The sequence below is a fragment of the Aliidongia dinghuensis genome (assembly GCF_014643535.1).
Classification (GTDB): Bacteria; Pseudomonadota; Alphaproteobacteria; order ATCC43930; family CGMCC-115725; genus Aliidongia; species Aliidongia dinghuensis.
Window position 1 is genome coordinate 53,748 of the sequence record NZ_BMJQ01000014.1, and the last position, 15,462, is coordinate 69,209.

The window sequence follows — 15,462 nt, forward strand, 5'->3', positions numbered from 1 at the left end:
TGACCCATCGCCCCGGTCGAGCGCCGAAAGAGGCGAATGCGATCTATCAGAACGGCACAAAGCTTGCTGTCGTTCCGGCCGTCATCGACCGCTGCCCGCGCCGGTAGCACCTCCCAATACGCTCGACCTTCTCCTTGCTTCGGCCATAATGCCGGCAACGACGAGAACTGCCGCTCGAACGGATGCAAGTGCCCGAATCTTCATCAACCACCCGCCCCTTGATCGATGTCCGCGACCTCGCGGTCGAGTTCGCGACGGAACACGGCACGGTGCGGCCGGTCGACGGCGTGTCTTTCTCCGTCCGCCCCGGCCGGACGCTCGGCATCGTCGGTGAGTCGGGGTGCGGCAAAAGCGTCACCTCGCTCGCCATCATGGGGCTCCTGGCGCAGCCGCCGGCGCGCGTCGCCGGAGGCGAGATCCTGTTCGACGGCCAGGACCTGCTTTCGCTGGCGCCCGAGGCGCTCCGCGACCTGCGCGGCGATCAGCTGTCGATGATCTTCCAGGAGCCGATGAGCGCGCTCAATCCGTCCTTCACCATCGGCGACCAGATCGGCGAAGTGCTGGTGCGCCATCGCGGCCTGAAGCGGGCCGCGGCAGTCGACGAAGCGATCCAACTGCTGCGGCTCGTCGGCATCCCGAGCCCGGAGCGGCGGGTGCATGACTATCCGCACCGGCTGTCGGGCGGCATGCGCCAGCGCGTCGTGATCGCCATGGCGCTCGCCTGCCGGCCGAAGCTCCTGATCGCGGACGAGCCGACGACGGCCCTCGACGTCACGATCCAGGCGCAGATCCTCGACCTCCTGCGCCGGCTCCGGGACGAGACCGGCACGGCGATCATCCTCATTACCCACGATCTGGGCGTGATCGCAGAACTGGCCGACGAGGTTGCCGTCATGTACGCCGGCCGCGTGGTCGAGCGAGCGCCGGTCGATCGCCTGTTCGCCGATCCGCAGCACCCCTACACGATCGGCCTCCTGGGCGCCGTGGCGCGGCTCGACCGGACGGTCGAGCGGCTGGCCGTCATCGAGGGCACGGTGCCAAGCCCGCTGAGCGCGCCGCCGGGCTGCCGGTTCAACCCGCGCTGCCCGTTCGCCATCGAGCGCTGCCGCGCCGAGGCACCGCCGCTCGCCGTGGTCGCGCCGGGCCACCAGGCCGCCTGCTGGCGTGCCCCGCTCGAGGACGCGGCATGAGTACCCCCCTCCTCCGGGCAACCGGCCTCACCAAGCATTTCCCGACACCGGGCGGCATGGTGCGGGCGGTCGAGGACGTCGGCTTCGAGCTCAACGCCGGCGAGACGCTGGCGCTCGTCGGCGAGTCCGGCAGCGGCAAGTCGACGATCGGCCGGCTGATCTTGCGCCTGATCGAGCCTACGGCCGGCCGGGTCGAGATCGACGGGCAGGACCTGGGCGCGCTCGGTCCGCGGGCGCTCAGGGCGCTCAGGCGGCAGATGCAGATCATCTTCCAGGACCCTTATGGCTCGCTCAATCCGCGCATGACCGTGGGCGCGATGCTGGCCGAGCCGCTCAGGCTCCACCGCCTGGCGACAGGCAAGGCGGTGGAGCCGGCGGTCGCCGACCTCCTGCGCCTGGTCGGCCTGCTGCCCGAGCAGGCGCGGCGCTATCCGCACGAATTCTCCGGCGGCCAGCGTCAGCGCGTCGGCATCGCCCGGGCGCTTGCGGTCGAGCCGCGCCTCATCGTGTGCGACGAGGCGGTCTCGGCGCTCGACGTGTCGATCCAGGCGCAGATCGTCAACCTGCTGGCCGACCTGCGCAAGGCGCGCGGCCTCTCCTATCTCTTCATCTCGCACGATCTCGCGGTCGTCCGGCACATCGCCGACCGCGTGGCCGTGCTCTATCTGGGCCGGATCGTCGAGCTCGCCCCGGCGGCGCAGCTGTTCGCCGCACCGCGCCATCCCTATACGCGGGCGCTGCTCTCGGCCATCCCGGCGGCTGATCCCCAGGCGCGGCGCGACCGCGCGCTGCTTGCGGGGGAGCCGCCGAGCCCGATCAACCGGCCCACGGGCTGCGCCTTCCATCCGCGCTGCCCCTATGCAGTCGAGCGCTGCCGGACCGAGACACCGGCCCTGACATCATCGTCGACCGCCGGTACCGGCCACGGCACCGCCTGCCATCTCTGGCCGGAACTGCCGCCGGCGCCGCCGGCACCGGCCGAACCCGAGACCTCCGAACGATTGAAGCGCCTGCAGGCGCGGTTCCAGACCGAGCGGCCGGCGGCCGCGGATTGAAGGGAAAGCACATCATGCGTCGAACGATCCGATCGGGATTGATCGCCCTCGCCATCGTGGGGTTCCTCGACCAGGGCCAGGCCCTGGCGCAGCAGCTGCGCATCGGCCTGCAGGACGATCCCGATGTGCTCGACCCGACCATCAGCCGCACCTTCGTTGGCCGGGTTGTGTTCGCCTCCATGTGCGACAAGCTGTTCGACATCACGCCCGACCTCAAGATCGTGCCGCAGCTCGCCACGGGCTACGAATGGTCGGCCGACCAGAAGAGCCTTATGATCAAGCTGCGCGACGGCGTGCTGTTCCAGGACGGCACGAAGATGGACGCGGCCGCGGTCAAATATTCGCTCGAGCGCCACCTGACGCTGCCGGGCTCGACCCGCAAGAGCGAGCTCACCGGCGTCACCGGCGTCGAGGTCGTCGACCCGTCGATCGTGAGGATCAATCTCTCGGCGCCGTTCGCCCCGCTCCTCGCCGTGCTGTCCGACCGCGCCGGCATGATCGTGTCGCCGAAGGCGGCCGAGGCCGGTGCCGCCGCTTTCGCGAGCCACCCGGTCTGCGCCGGCCCGTTCAAGTTCGTCGAGCGCGTGCCGCAGGACCGCATCGTGCTGGAGAGGTTCCCGGACTATTGGAACAAGGGCCATGTCAAGATCGACAAGGTTACGTTCCTGCCGATCCCGGACTCCGCCGTCAGGCTCGCCAACCTGAAGTCGGGCGACCTCGACATGATCGAGCGCGTGGCGCCGACCGACCTCGACGACATCAAGTCGAACCCGAAGCTCACGACCGCGTCGATCGGCGAGCTCGGCTACCAGGGCATCACGATCAACGTCGCGAACGGCCCGAAGTCGAAGACGCCGATCGGATCCGACGAGCGCGTGCGCCAGGCCTTCTCGCTCGCGATCGACCGCCAGGCGCTGGTCCAGGTCGTCTATAACGGCTTCTTCATCGCCGACGACCAATGGACCGGCCCGGCGAGCCCGTTCCATCTCGACCGGCCGGCGCCGGCGCGCGACGTCGCCAAGGCGAAGGCGCTGCTGGCCGCCGCCGGCCAGCCGCATCCGACCATCCACCTGACCGTGCCGAACACGCCGACGCTGATGCAGACCGGCCAGGTCATCCAGTCGATGGCGGCCGAGGCCGGCTTCGACGTGCAGCTGCAGGCGATGGAATTCGCGAGCGCGCTTGCCGCCTCGCAGAAGGGCGAGCTCGAGGCGCTGGTGCTGGCCTGGAGCGGCCGGACCGACCCGGACGGCAACATCTTCAGCTTCGTCAGCTGCGACGGTGCGCTCAACGACGGCAAATATTGCAACAAGGAGGTCGACGCGGCGCTGAACACGGCCCGCACGGCGTCGGACTTCGCCCAGCGCAAAGCCGCCTACGACAAGGTGACCGGGATCACAGACCGCGAGTTGCCGATCATCTATCTCTATCACCAGAAGTGGCTCTGGGCGCTCTCGAACAAGCTCCACGGCTTCACGCCCTATCCGGACGGCATCATCCGGCTCGGCGACGTGACCAAGGGCTAGGACGCGCCGCCGATGCGCCGCTTCATCCTCCGTCGCCTGGGCATTCTGGTACCGACCGTCATCTTCGTGTCGATGCTGATCTTCGCGCTCCAGCAGCTGCTGCCGGGCGACCCGGCGCTGGCGCTCGCCGGCGAGGAGCGCGATCCCCAGGTGATCCAGTTCTTGCGCCACCGCTACCACCTGGATGAGCCGCTGCCGGTCCGCTACGTCTACTGGGTCGGCGGCGTGCTCAAGGGCGATCTCGGCGAATCGATCCGCATCCAGCGGCCGGTCGCCGACCTGGTGCTGGAAAAGCTGCCGGTGACCGCCGAGCTCACCGTGCTCGCCATGCTGGTCGCGGTCGTGATCGGCATCCCGGCCGGCATCGTCGCCGCGGTGAAACGCGGCACCGCCTGGGACATCGCCGCCAATGTCGTCGCACTCTGGGGCCTCTCCACGCCGAACTTCTGGCTCGGCATCCTGCTGATCCTGCTGTTCTCGGTGCATCTGGGCTGGCTGCCGGCCTCGGGGTTCGTCAGCCCCACCGAGAGCCTGTGGGGCAACCTCTCGACGCTCATCATGCCGGCCTTCGTGCTCGGCAACGCGATTGCGGCCGTGTTCATGCGCCATACCCGCAGCGCCATGCTGCAGGTCATGCGCTCGGACTATGTCCGCACGGCGCGTGCCAAGGGCCTGAGCGAGCGGGTCGTGATCCTGAAACACGGGCTCAGGAACGCGCTCGGGCCCGTCATCACGCTGGGGGCGCTCGAGTTCGGCCAGCTCCTGTCGGGTGCCGTGCTGACCGAGCAGGTCTTCACCATCCCGGGCTTCGGCAAGCTGGTGGTCGACGCCGTGTTCAATCGCGACTACGCGGTCGTCCAGGGCGTCGTGCTGTGCACCGCCAGCTTCTACATCCTGCTCAACCTGGCGGCCGACCTGCTCTATGCCGCGATCAACCCGAGGCTCAGGGCATGACCGACCAGACCGTCGCCCTTCGCCCGGCCAAGGCGGAGCCGGGCCCCTGGGCCCGCGAGTTGAAGCGCTTCTTCTGGCGGCTCGGCCGGCGCAAGGCGACCATCGTCGGCGGCATCGTCGTGGTCCTGTTCCTGGTCCTCGCCATCCTGGCCCCGCTGCTCTCGCCCTATGATCCGATCGCCGGCAACTGGGCGGCCGTGCGCAAGGCGCCGTCGGCCGCCCATTGGCTCGGCACCGACGAGCTCGGCCGCGACATGCTGGCCCGCATCATCTGGGGCGCCCGCGCCTCGCTCTCGGCCGGCTGCATCTCGGTCGGCCTGGCGCTGGTGCTGGGCGTGCCCATGGGCCTCGCCGCCGGCTATGTCGGCGGCTGGACCGAGGCGCTCCTGATGCGCTTGACCGATGCGATGCTGGCGATCCCGTTCCTGATCCTGGCGATCGCGCTCGCGACGTTCCTTGGCCCGAGCCTCACCAACGCCATGATGGCGATCGGCATCTCGGCAACGCCGGTGTTCGTGCGGCTGACCCGCGGCCAGGTCATCGCGGCCAAGGTCGAGGACTATGTCGAGGCGGCACGCGCGCTCGGCAATCCGCCACTCCGCATCGCGGTTCGCCATATCCTGCCGAACGTGCTGCCGCCGATCCTGGTCCAGGCGACGCTCACCATCGCCGCCGCGATCATCGCCGAGGCAAGCCTGAGTTTCCTCGGCCTCGGCCAGCAGCCGCCGCAGCCGAGCTGGGGCAGCATGCTGAACGTGGCCAAGGGCTTCCTCAACCAGGCGCCCTGGATGGCACTCTCGCCGGGTGCCGCGATCTTCGTCGTCGTCCTCGCCTTCAACATGCTGGGCGATGGCCTGCGCGACGCGCTCGACCCTCGGGATTGAGCACGCTGCGACCTACCATTGAAAAAATTCCGACATGGTGATCGGCGCCACCGCATCGCAGATCGCCCAGGCGGCCGCCATATGTTCGGGGTTGTTCGCGTCGAAGGTCTCTTCCGCCGCGATCATCAGCAGACCGCCATCCGGCGTCGGCTCACACAGCACACCCTCAGGCGGGTCGACCAAGGCCAGCATCGGTGCCGAGAGATAGGTCATCCAGGACGGATCAAACACCGGCTCGTTGTCTCGCTTAGCCCGCTGCCACCTCGCCGAAAGCTCGTTCGAGAAGGCGGTCGCGCACGAGGCGCCCCAGGTCTTGACCATCGCCATCATCATGGATTTGAACAGAGGATAGGCGATCAAGGCCGGATCAGGAACGACGCCATAGGCGGTTGTGAGCACGCAACCATTACCGAAGAACCGCTCCCCTTTCGGCACCCCGCCGTGCATCGCCAGGCCCACGCTGGTCGGCGAGGCCTTCGGGCTGTTCGCAAGGGTGCAACGGTAGCCGCCCAACGGTTCCGGCTCGTTTTCGTCGTCGCATTGGACACCATGCTCGACGATGGCGGCGAGGCTGTGCCGAGCGTGAACGAGCGGCACAAAGTCATATTCGTAGAGGCTGTCCGCGACCCACCAGGATCGAAGCATGGGGCCGAGCGCACTGAACGCCTCGGCGTTGCGCCGCAGATACTCCGCAAGCTTCGCCGGATCGTCGGCTCGCGCTCCCCATGAACACCTTGCCGTAAAATTCTTCGTCGTCATTCGTATCCTCCGACCAGGGGGGTGTAGACAACCTGGATGTTCTTCAGATCTTTGTTCTCCTCCTTGCTGAAAACCTCGCGCGCATAGTCGAGTTTGGGCAGGCCGGCGAAAGCGAGATGAAGCGCCGCCCGACACGCTTCGCCCCTCCGATCGTTCAAATTTACGCGCGAGAGTTGCACGATACCGCAAAATCGATCAAGAACATTTAAGGAACATTTTGTAAGGCAGGCGGCGGCCTCGGCTCCCCGGTCGCGCAACTTTCGCGCATCCTTGCCGGCGCAAATATTCAGCCGGGCGTTTACCAGGCCTTCACGGGTCGGTCCGTAACCTCCTCGGCATGCTTCAAGTTCTTGCCTGCATCACCCAGCAGCACGACCTGCGCCTCGTGGCGTTGGCCGCCTTCATCTGCGTCTTGGCGACCTACACGGCGTTCACGCTGGTCGGGCGCGCCCAGGAGGCGCCGCCGCGCGGCCGGGCCGCCTGGATCACGACGGCCGCCGTCGCCACCGGCAGCGGCGTCTGGGCGACGCATTTCATCGCCATGCTGGCGTTCGAGCCGGACCTGCCGGTTAGCTACATGGTCGACCGGACGATCCTGTCGATCATCATCGCCGTCCTCATCTCCGGCGTCGGGCTCGGCATCGCGATGTCGCAGCGCCTCGACCTGCGGCTCCTGGGTGGGTTCGTCACCGGCGCCGGCATCGGCGCCATGCATTACACCGGCATGTGGGCGGTGCGCCTGCCGGGCGTGCTCACCTACAATCTCGGGCCGCTCAGTGCGTCGCTCATCGTCGGCACCCTCATGGGCGGCGTTGCGACCATGGCAGGCTTCGCCCGCCGCGACTTCCGCCATCGCGTTGCGGGCGCCCTCCTGCTGACGCTCGCCATCTGCGCCATGCATTTCACCGGCATGAGCGCGGTCGTGATCGTACCGGATGCCTCCCTGCCGGTGCCGGAGGCGACGATCGCGCCGTTCTGGCTTGCGACCGCCGTGACGGCAGTGACCATCCTCATCCTGGCGCTGGGCCTGGTCGGATCGACCGTCGATCAGCATCTGGCAAGCCGCTCGATGCGCGAGGCCGAGCGGCTCCGGGCGAGCGAGCAGCGCTTCCGCCAGCTGGCCGATGCGACCTTCGAAGGCATCGTCATCCATATCGAGGGCGAGATCGTCGACGCGAACCTGGCCATGTGCACCCTGCTCGACCGGCCGCTCGACCAGCTCGTCGGGCAGCAGATCTGGGAAGTCGTGGCGCCGGCCAACCATGAGCTCGTCCGAGAGCGCATCGCGGCCGAAAGCACCGAAACCCAGGAGATCGATCTCTGCGATGCCAACGGCCGGACGATCCCGGTCGAAATCCTGGCCCAGACGATTCCGTTCGGAACCGGCACGGCCCGCGTCGTCGCCGTGCGCGACATCCGCGAACGCCGCGAGGCCGAGGCGCGGATCCGCCACATGGCGCATCACGACGCGCTGACCGGGCTGCCGAACCGGACACTGTTCCACGACCGGCTGGAGCAGGCTGTGTCGCTCGCCAAGCGCAACGGCACGACCGTCGCCGTCCATTGCCTCGACCTCGACCGCTTCAAGAACGTCAACGACCTGATGGGCCACGCCGCCGGCGACGCGCTGCTGCAGCAGGTCGCTCGCCATCTCAACAACAGCGTGCGCGCGCACGACACGGTGGCGCGGCTCAGCGGCGACGAGTTCGCAATCATCCAGATCGGCGTCACCCACCCGGACGGCCCGGCGATCCTGGCCGACCGCCTGGTCGAGCTGATCGGCCAGCCGTTCGATCTCGACGAGCAGCAGGTCATCATCGGCACCAGCATCGGCGTGGCGCTCTATCCGGGCGATTCAGAATCGGGCGAGGAGCTGGTGCGCGCCGCCGATACCGCGCTCTATCGCGCCAAGGCGGCCGGCCGCGGCACCTACCGCTTCTTCGAGCCGGAGATGGACACGCGCCTGCAGGAACGCCGCCTGCTCGAGCGCGACCTGCGCCAGGCGCTCGCCGAGGGTCAGCTCGAGGTCCACTACCAGCCGCTCGTCGAGTGCAACTCCGAGGCGCTGCTCGGCTTCGAGGCGCTGGTGCGCTGGCGCCATCCTGAACGCGGCCAGGTACCGCCCTCCGAGTTCATCCCGGTTGCCGAGGAGAGCGGCCTCATCATCCAACTCGGCGAATGGGTCATGCGGACCGCCTGCCGCGAGGCGGCAAAATGGCCGGGCGACCAGCGCATCGCGATCAACCTGTCGCCGGTCCAGTTCCGCCATGCCGACCTGGCGCACAAGATCCTGACCATCGTCGAGCAGACCGGCCTGGCGCCCGAGCGGCTCGAGCTCGAGATTACCGAGGGCGTGCTGATCGAGGATACGGAACACACACTGGCGACGCTCAGCCTGCTCAAGTCCGCCGGCATCCGCGTGTCGCTCGACGATTTCGGCACGGGCTATTCGAGCTTGAGCTACCTGCAGCGCTTCCCGTTCGACAAGATCAAGATCGACCGCTCCTTCGTCTGGGAGATGGGGCGCAACGCCGACTCGATGGCGATCGTCCGCTCGGTCATCGCACTCGGCCGCTCGCTCCGCATCACGGTCATCGCCGAGGGCGTCGAAACCCCGGAGCAGCTGGCACTCCTGCAGTCGGAACAGTGCGACCAGGTCCAGGGCTTCCTCCTCGGCCGCCCCGTCCCGGCGCGGGATCTCACCCAGCTGATGACGGACGCCGAAACCGCCGCCGCCGAGTGAGACCGCCGCTTCAGAGCGTCGGCGTCACGGCTGGGCCGCTCAGCCCGCGGGCCGCGAGATTGGCCATGAGCGCCCGCACGCCGAAGATCCAGGGCGTCACCTCGTCCGTGTGACGCACCCGGTTGACGAGCGCGCCCAGGTGGCGCGAGCGGATGACGACGACATCATCGAGCTTGTGGGTGAAGCCGCCGCCCCCGCCGGCCCGCTCCTGCGTCGGCGCGAACATGGTGCCGAGGAACAGGCAGAACCCGTCCGGATACTGATGATGGACCGACACCGTCTGGGCTACGAGATCGGCCGGGTCGCGGCTGATCCGGTTCATCGACGACAGGCCGTCGAGCACGAAGCCGTCGGTGCCCTCGACCCGGAGCGCCACATCGGTCGTGCGGATCTCGTCGAGCGTGAAGCGCTCGTCGAACAGACGCACGAGCGGGCCGATCGCAGTCGAGCCGTTGTTGTCCTTGGCCTTGGACAGAAGGAGCGCGCTCCGGCCCTCGACGTCGCGCAAATTGACGTCATTGCCGAGCGTGGCGCCGACGATACGGCCCTTGCTCGACACGACGAGGACGATCTCAGGCTCCGGATTGTTCCAGGTCGAAGCCGGATGGACGCCGATGTCGGCGCCGAAACCCACCGACGAAAGCGGCTGCGCCTTGGTGAAAATCTCGGCATCCGGGCCGATGCCGACCTCGAGGTATTGCGACCAGAGCCCGCGCTCGACCAGCGCCGCCTTGAGTGCCGATGCCGTCTCCGAGCCCGGCTTGATCGAGCCCAGGTCGGCGCCGATGCGGTCGGCGAGCGCCTGGCGGATCGCATCGGCCGCAGCCGGATCGCCCTTGGCCTGCTCCTCGACCACGCGCTCGACCATGCTGGCCGCGAAGGTGACGCCCGCGGCCTTGATCGCCTGGCAATCGACCGGCGACAGCAGCCACGGCCGCGCCGGGTCGCGCACCGCCACATCGCTGTTGCGCAGCACAGCCTCGACCGTGCCAAGCCGCACGCCCTGGCGGACTGCAGACCGGACGAAACCGACGGGGTCGTCCAGCTCGAACAGCGCGGCCGTGGTCGCGGCCATGCGGCTGATGTCGACGAGCTCGCCGCCGTCGACCACGACGACCGCCGGCCCGCCGCCGGCACCCGGCACCAAGGCTCTACCGACCCAGGTCCCGGCGGCGAAATCGTCGGCGGGCGTATAGTGATCGAACAGCGTCTTCGTCATGAGCGTCGCTCCCAATCGGTCCATTTGTCTGATGATTGCCGGTGAAGCTAGCGTGCTTCACAGCGCCGGGCGAGCCCGCGTTTCAAAGATTTTTTCGATCGACACCATCATCATGATAGACAAAAACGATCGCGAGCGATCAAAGAGTGAGCCGGTTGCATCCGCGGCATGCGTGGGATTTCCGTCGCCAACCTTGAATGTGCGGCGCAACAACGGTATCTCCCAGGGCATGTTTGGGGAGTAGTCGCCCTCGGCCACGCCCAAGTGGCCAGGGGCGCACGTCAACATTCTCGGGGATGGCCCCGTGGCGTGCGCATCTCTCGATCGGCCGAATGTGCCGGGCGACGGATTGACGAGACCAGCAGGCCGGAGGCGCCCCTTCTAGGGTCAGGGGATGCCGGATGCCGGCCGTGCTGCTTCTCGACCCCCGAGAATCGTTCATGGCCAGCGCGAAAGAAACCGTCGCGTTCACCTCCATTCTGGCGAGCGGGCTCCTGACCGCCCTCAAGCTCACCGTAGGCATCCTGACCGGCAGCCTCGGCATCCTGTCAGAGGCCGCGCACTCGGCGCTCGACTGCGCCAGCACGGTGCTGACCTTCATTGCGATCCGGATCGGCGACAAGCCGCCCGACAAGGACCATCCCTACGGGCACGGCAAGGTCGAGAGCATCGCGGCGCTGGGCGAGACGGCGCTCCTGTTCGCGACCAGCGCCTGGATCATCGCGGCGGCGGGGGGCCGCATCCTCCACGGCGGCGCCGAGGTCGAGCCGAGCTGGACCGCGGTCGGCGTCATGGCGCTGTCCATGGTCGTCGACTTCTTCCGTTCGCGGAAGCTCCGGCAGGTCGCGCGCGAGACGAACAGCCCGGCGCTCGAGGCGGACGCACTGCATTTCCACGCCGACATCTACAGCTCCGGCGTCGTCATCCTGGGTCTTGGGCTGGTGCAGCTGGGATATCCGCTGGGCGACCCGGTCGCCGCCATCGGCGTCGCGATCTTCGTGCTGCGCGCCGGCTATCGGCTCGGCCGCGAGACCATCGAGACGCTGATCGATACGGCGCCCGAGGGCATCGATGCGACCGTGCGCAACGCGATCCAGGGCATGCCTGGCGTGAGCCGGATCGAGCGCGTGCGCGGCGGGCCGCGCGGCAGCTCGGTCTTCGTCGATCTGGAGATCGCCGTCAGCCGCACCCTGCCGCTCGACCGCGTCGCCGAGATCAAGGAGGAGGTCACCAGCCGCATCCGCCAGGACTTGCCGGGCGCCGACGTGCTGGTCATGACGCGGCCGCTGGCGCTCGATGACGAAACCATCCTCGACCGGGTCCAGGTCATCGCGGCGACCCAGGGTGTGCCCGTCCATCACGTGACGGTGCAGCATGTGGGCGACCGGATTTCGGTCAGCTTCGACCTGGAGGTCGACGGGCGGCAAAGCATGGCGGACGCTCATGTCACAGCCTCGGCGCTCGAGCGCGGCATCCGCCATGAACTGGGCGACGAGATCGAGGTCGAGAGTCATATCGAACCGCTGCAGATGGACGCGATCGTCGGCATGGAGCTGCCCTGGGCCGACTTCCGGCGTATCCGCGACGAGATCGAGGCGCTGGCCGAAGCGACGCCGCTCCTGATCGATGCCCACGATATCCGCGTGCGCGCGACCGAGGTCGGGCTCTATTTGTCGCTGCATTGCCACGTCCCGCCGGACACCTCGGTCGAGGACGCCCATGACGCGGTCTCGGAGCTCGAACAGAAGATCCGACGGCAGATCGCGGGCGTCCGCCGCATCATCGTGCACGCGGAACCGCCCACGACCCCCGCACTGACGGAGCCGGCATGAGCATCGATCAAGCCCGCATCGAGCGCTGGCGCGCCCTGCTGCTCGCCGGCGACACCGCCGAGATCCGCCAAGTCTTCGAGGCCGACGGTGCGCGGGGACCGTCGATCAAATGGCGGCCGGAGGCCGACGAGCTCCACCCGAAGCCGTTGCGCTTCGCGTTCGACCACTGGACTGAGGCCCTGGCCAGGCTCGGCCGCCCGAAGACCAGCCTCGTCGACCCGGTGGCACTCGCCCCAGCGCTCGGCTACCTCATGCTGGTGGACGCCGTCGACGGCGGTCAGGACTTCGTCTACCGGCTGTTCGGCTCGATCCTCGGCTCGGTCTCCGGGTTCGACATGACACGCCGGCGCCTGTCCGAGCACCCGGCGTCCCCCTATATCCGGGAGTTCTCGACAGCGCTCTATCGCGCGGCGATCGAGCGCCGCGAACCGGTCTGGTCCCACTACGGGCCGGCGGTTTCGGTCACGACGACCGCGTGGGAGCGAATCATCCTGCCGCTCGTCGACGACGCGGACGAGGTCTGCCGCTTCCTGGTCGCGATCGTGCCGATCGGCCTCGACGGATTGCCGCTCCGCAACTGAAGCCGCGACGGCCGGCTCGCCCGCCGCTCAGCCGGCCAGATGGGCAGCCAGATGGGCGCGATACCAATCGCAGGTCGCGCGGACACCATCTTCGAGCGGGATCGAGGGCCGCCAGCCGAGCGCCGTGAGCTTCGTGCTGTCGACCAGCTTGCGCGGCGTGCCGTCGGGCTTGTCGAGCTCATGGACGAAACGCCCCTGCCAGCCGACCGTCCGCGCCACGAGCTCGGCCAGCTCGTTGATCGTCACATCACTGCCAAAGCCGATGTTGATCGGCGCTTCGTCGCCATAGTGCTCGAGCAGGAACACGCAGGCGTCGGCCAAATCGTCGACATGCAGGAACTCGCGCCGGGGCGTGCCGGTGCCCCAGAGCGCCAGCGTCCCGGCACCGGTCTCACGCGCCCGGTGCGCCTTGGCGATCAAGGCCGCCAGCACATGGCTCGTTTCGAGGTCGAAATTGTCGAACGGCCCGTAGAGATTGGTCGGCATCGCCGAAATGAAGTTGAGCCCGTATTGCCGGCGATAGGCCTGGCACAGCTTGACCCCGGCGATCTTGGCGATGGCGTACCACTCGTTGGTCGGCTCGAGCGGCCCCGTCAGGAGCGAGTCCTCGGGGATCGGCTGCGGCGCCAGCTTCGGATAGATACAGGTCGAGCCCAGCAGCAAGAGCTTCGCGACGCCGGCCCGGCGCGCGCCTTCGACCAGGTTCGTCTCGATCGCCAGATTGTCGTAGAGGAAGGTCGCCGGGTGCCGGCTGTTGGCGAGGATGCCGCCGACCTTGGCCGCCGCGACGACGACCACGTCCGGGCGATGGCGCTCGAGCCACGCGAAAGTGTCCGCCTGGTTGGCGAGGTCCGCCTCGGCCCGTCCGAGCCCCAGGATCTCGCAGTCGACGCGGCCCAACCGCCGCACCAGCGCCCGGCCGACCATGCCGCGATGCCCCGCGACCGCGATCCGTTTGCCGGCGAGCGAAAAGTCCAAACCGTCCATCTTGCGCGCCGTCCCGTCGCTTCAAGCGTCTCGATCGAGGCCCTGGCCGTCACGCTGCTGCGCGCTTAGCCGGGGCAGCTGATTAACATACGGGCCCAGGCTCACCAATGTGTTTACCGGACGGCTAGACTATCGGGCTTCGCCCACTCCCGCTTCTTGCGATAGATGGTGGACGCATCGATTTCCAAAAGGGCCGCCGCGCGCCCGACATTGCCGCCAGCCTCCGCCAAGGCGGCCTCGATCGCCTCACGCTCGATCACCGCCATCGGCCGGATTGCGCGGACCGGCGCCGCCGGCGCGGCCGTGAAGACCGCCGGCCGGGGCGGCACCGTGTCGCGCACGACCGGCGGCAACATCGCCGCAGTTGCAACACCGCCCGCCGAGAGGACCACGACATTGCGGACGACGTTCGCCAGCTGCCGGACATTGCCGGGCCAGGGATAGGTCATGAGCAGGCGCTCGGCCTCGGGATCGAAGCCGTCGAAGGATTTACCCTCCTCCGCCGCGTACTGGTTCAGATAGTAGCGGGCGATCAGGATGATGTCGGTCCCGCGCTCGCGCAGCGCCGGCATCTGGATCGGCACGACGTTCAGGCGGTAGTAGAGATCCTCGCGGAACCGGCCGCCCCTGATCTCTTCGACCGGATCCCGGTTGGTGGCGCAGACGAAGCGCACGTCGACCTTGCGGACCGCATCGCTGCCGACCGGCTGGTAGGTCCCGGTCTGGATGAAGCGCAGCAGCTTTGCCTGCAGCGGCTGGTCCATCTCGCCGATTTCGTCCAGGAACATCGTGCCGCCGTCGGCCCGCGCGGCCGAGCCCTCGCGCGCCATGTGCGCACCGGTGAAGGCGCCCTTCACATGGCCGAACAGTTCGCTCTCGACCAGGTCGCGCGGCATGGCGCTGCAGTTGAGCGCCACGAACGGCCCATGGCTGCGCGGGCTCAGGCGATGGATCGCCTCCGCGGCGAGCTCCTTGCCCGTCCCGCTCTCGCCGGTCACGAAGATCGCCGCCTTGGACGGCGCCGCGTCGCGGAGCGTGCGATAGACCGCCTGCATCGCCGGCGACACGCCGATGAAATTCTCGAAACCTTCGGCTGCCGCATCGGACGCGAGCGTGCGCTCGATCCGTTTCAGGCGCCGGAGCTCGAGCGCGTTCGTCAGTGTCACCTGCAGCCGCTCGGGGCTGAACGGCTTCACCAGGAAGTCATAGGCGCCGGCCCGCATCGACTCGACGGCGGACGAGATCGAGCCGCCCGACGTCACGACGATGACCGGCGCGTCGCAGTTGGCGTCCTTGAGCGCCTCCATCACCTCGAACCCGTGGCCGTCGGGCAGATGCAGGTCAAGCAGCACTACCGAAGGACGTATATTGGCCAGGATCGCCCGCGCCTCGGCGATAGTCCCTCCGTGCAACGGTTCGACGCCTGCCCGCTCGAGATAGGCCTGGTAGAGTCGCGATAGCGTCGGGTCGTCCTCGACGAGAAGCACCTGCGGGCGATTGTCGGTCTCGCTCGACATGGCACACCCCGTTTTCGTCGCGCGTTCAATAGAAAAGATCACTCGGCCGGGCGTCGGTCAAGGGCCCGCCTCTGCGACACCCTCTCCTAATCTTTTCGAGAATCGCCGAGCAGCGTTCAATCTCTGGCAGGAATCGCCGTCGCCTGTCATAGTCCCTGGCGGATTGGTCCGAACTGACGGCCCAGGGTTGCCATCGATACGCGCGGACCGGGAAC

The 15,462-nt window shown here is 68.1% G+C and carries 14 protein-coding genes and 1 riboswitch; of the genes, 8 read left to right on the forward strand and 6 right to left on the reverse strand.

All coding sequences use genetic code 11. From position 1 onward, the window contains the following. Positions 1 to 218: 218 nt before the first annotated feature. Genes IEY58_RS24165 through IEY58_RS24185 form a run of 5 tightly spaced genes read left to right on the forward strand, consistent with a single transcriptional unit; the run spans position 219 to position 5,609 of the window. Entirely contained in the window at positions 219 to 1,190 is a 972-nt protein-coding gene (locus IEY58_RS24165; protein ID WP_456057530.1) for an ABC transporter ATP-binding protein, read from the forward strand. Continuing rightward, positions 1,187 to 2,245 (forward strand): ABC transporter ATP-binding protein, encoded by a 1,059-nt coding sequence (locus tag IEY58_RS24170; protein ID WP_189050590.1) that lies wholly within the window; start codon positions 1,187 to 1,189, stop codon positions 2,243 to 2,245. The genes IEY58_RS24165 and IEY58_RS24170 overlap by 4 nt, the downstream gene beginning before the upstream one ends. 14 nt (positions 2,246 to 2,259) lie before the next feature. Continuing rightward, positions 2,260 to 3,771 (forward strand): ABC transporter substrate-binding protein, encoded by a 1,512-nt coding sequence (locus IEY58_RS24175; RefSeq protein WP_189050591.1) that lies wholly within the window; start codon positions 2,260 to 2,262, stop codon positions 3,769 to 3,771. 12 nt (positions 3,772 to 3,783) lie between these two features. After that, positions 3,784 to 4,725, forward strand: a complete 942-nt coding sequence (locus tag IEY58_RS24180; protein WP_189050592.1) for an ABC transporter permease — start codon at positions 3,784 to 3,786, stop codon at positions 4,723 to 4,725. Then, entirely contained in the window at positions 4,722 to 5,609 is an 888-nt protein-coding gene (locus IEY58_RS24185) for an ABC transporter permease (RefSeq protein ID WP_189050593.1), read from the forward strand. Before IEY58_RS24180 ends, IEY58_RS24185 begins: the two co-directional genes overlap by 4 nt. Positions 5,610 to 5,621: 12 nt before the next feature. On the opposite strand, the gene IEY58_RS24190 is transcribed toward IEY58_RS24185, so the two are convergent. Continuing rightward, positions 5,622 to 6,368, reverse strand: coding sequence for an Imm52 family immunity protein (locus IEY58_RS24190; protein WP_189050594.1), 747 nt, complete (start codon positions 6,366 to 6,368; stop codon positions 5,622 to 5,624). After that, the gene (locus tag IEY58_RS24195; protein WP_189050595.1) at positions 6,365 to 6,625 is read right to left on the reverse strand and encodes a hypothetical protein; all 261 of its coding nucleotides are present in this window, start codon (positions 6,623 to 6,625) and stop codon (positions 6,365 to 6,367) included. The genes IEY58_RS24190 and IEY58_RS24195 overlap by 4 nt, the downstream gene beginning before the upstream one ends. 80 nt (positions 6,626 to 6,705) lie before the next feature. Here IEY58_RS24195 and IEY58_RS24200 point away from each other — a divergent pair, with 80 nt between their 5' ends. Next, positions 6,706 to 9,111, forward strand: a complete 2,406-nt coding sequence (locus IEY58_RS24200; RefSeq protein ID WP_189050596.1) for a bifunctional diguanylate cyclase/phosphodiesterase — start codon at positions 6,706 to 6,708, stop codon at positions 9,109 to 9,111. Between the two features lie 10 nt (positions 9,112 to 9,121). On the opposite strand, the gene IEY58_RS24205 is transcribed toward IEY58_RS24200, so the two are convergent. Together IEY58_RS24205 and IEY58_RS24210 are read right to left on the reverse strand one after the other, a co-directional pair. After that, entirely contained in the window at positions 9,122 to 10,330 is a 1,209-nt protein-coding gene (locus IEY58_RS24205) for a fumarylacetoacetate hydrolase family protein (protein WP_229743921.1), read from the reverse strand. Between the two features lie 57 nt (positions 10,331 to 10,387). After that, positions 10,388 to 10,540, reverse strand: coding sequence for a hypothetical protein (locus IEY58_RS24210; protein ID WP_189050599.1), 153 nt, complete (start codon positions 10,538 to 10,540; stop codon positions 10,388 to 10,390). A 10-nt stretch (positions 10,541 to 10,550) separates the two neighbouring features. Continuing rightward, positions 10,551 to 10,689, forward strand: a riboswitch (yybP-ykoY riboswitch). Positions 10,690 to 10,770: 81 nt separating this feature from the next. On the opposite strand from IEY58_RS24210, the gene IEY58_RS24215 reads away from it, so the two are divergent. Both IEY58_RS24215 and IEY58_RS24220 read left to right on the forward strand, forming a co-directional pair. Beyond that, the gene (locus IEY58_RS24215) at positions 10,771 to 12,162 is read left to right on the forward strand and encodes a cation diffusion facilitator family transporter (RefSeq protein ID WP_189050601.1); all 1,392 of its coding nucleotides are present in this window, start codon (positions 10,771 to 10,773) and stop codon (positions 12,160 to 12,162) included. Continuing rightward, the gene (locus IEY58_RS24220) at positions 12,159 to 12,743 is read left to right on the forward strand and encodes a PAS domain-containing protein (protein ID WP_189050603.1); all 585 of its coding nucleotides are present in this window, start codon (positions 12,159 to 12,161) and stop codon (positions 12,741 to 12,743) included. The genes IEY58_RS24215 and IEY58_RS24220 overlap by 4 nt, the downstream gene beginning before the upstream one ends. 27 nt (positions 12,744 to 12,770) lie before the next feature. On the opposite strand, the gene IEY58_RS24225 is transcribed toward IEY58_RS24220, so the two are convergent. Together IEY58_RS24225 and IEY58_RS24230 are read right to left on the reverse strand one after the other, a co-directional pair. Beyond that, the gene (locus IEY58_RS24225; protein WP_189050605.1) at positions 12,771 to 13,730 is read right to left on the reverse strand and encodes a GDP-L-fucose synthase family protein; all 960 of its coding nucleotides are present in this window, start codon (positions 13,728 to 13,730) and stop codon (positions 12,771 to 12,773) included. A 113-nt stretch (positions 13,731 to 13,843) separates the two neighbouring features. Then, positions 13,844 to 15,247, reverse strand: a complete 1,404-nt coding sequence (locus IEY58_RS24230) for a sigma-54-dependent transcriptional regulator (protein WP_189050607.1) — start codon at positions 15,245 to 15,247, stop codon at positions 13,844 to 13,846. Positions 15,248 to 15,462: the final 215 nt, after the last annotated feature.